1 protein-coding gene is annotated in these 1,034 nt (G+C 77.8%); it reads left to right on the top strand.

The genetic code is table 11. From position 1 onward, the window contains the following. On the top strand, positions 1–875 hold an 875-nt coding region (locus GTW08_RS29110), incomplete at its 5' end, for an SAM-dependent methyltransferase (protein ID WP_161152804.1). Positions 876–1,034: the final 159 nt, after the last annotated feature.

Below are 1,034 nucleotides of genomic sequence, written 5' to 3'. Positions count from 1 at the left end.
ACCCGCACCCCGACCACGCCGCGGTCGGCCGGGCCTGCCCGGCGGCGGCCCCGGTGACCGCGCACGGTTTCGGGTTCCCGATCTGGGCCCGCACCCGGATCGCGCCGACCGATCCCGGCGTGCCGTGGGACCACGCCCACCGGCTGACGCTGTCCGCCGACGACCGGGACGCCAAGCGCCGCGCGATCGCCGCACACGCGTCGCAGTCCGCGGTGCCACGCGGCGGGACCCGCGCGGTGCTGTCCCCGGCGACGCTCGCCCACTTCCACGGCGGTCACGAGGTCTACTTCCGGGAGCCGCCGCCCTCGGGGGCGCCGCCGGAGCTGTTCGCCGGGCTCTACCGCGACAACGCCGACCCCTGGGCCGTGCGCACGTCGTTCTACGAGCGGCGCAAGCGCGACGTGCTGCTGGCCTGCCTACCGCGGGAGCGCTACGCGCTGGCCGCCGAGCCGGCCTGCGGGCTCGGCGAGCTGACCCGTGACCTGGCGGCGCGCTGCGACCGGGTGGTGGCCTCCGACGTGGTCGACGAGGCCGTCGCCGCCACCACCGGCGCCCTCGGCGGGATTCCGGGCGTCGAGGTCGTGGCGGCCGACGTCGACGACGACCGGGCGGTCCCCGGCGGCGTCGACCTCGTGGTCCTCGCCGAGTTCCTCTACTACCTGCCCGCCGCGCGGGTGGGCGCCGTGCTCGACCGCATCGCGGGCGCGCTGGTGCCGGGCGGCGACCTGGTGCTGGTGCACTGGCGGCAGTGGCCCGCCGAGGCGCCCGCCGACGCCGCCACCGTGCACGCGCGGGTGGTGGCCGACGACCGCTTCGACACCCTCGTCGAGCACACCGACGAGCAGTTCCTCCTGCACGTGGTCCGGCGCCGGTGAGCCGGACCATGCGGCCGGGTGCCGCACCGTCCGCCGCGGGCGTGCTCGTCCCCGCCCACGACGAGGAGGGCACCATCACCGCCTGCGTCCGGTCCGTGCTGACCGCCCTCGACCACGCGCCCGGGCTCACCGCGCGGGCGCTGTGCGTGGTCGCCGACC

It is taken from the genome of Pseudonocardia sp. SID8383 (assembly GCF_009864975.1).
Taxonomy (GTDB): domain Bacteria; phylum Actinomycetota; class Actinomycetes; order Mycobacteriales; family Pseudonocardiaceae; genus Pseudonocardia; species Pseudonocardia alni.
Note: the sequence above shows the minus strand (reverse complement) of the source record. Positions and strands in the feature narration are given on the sequence as shown.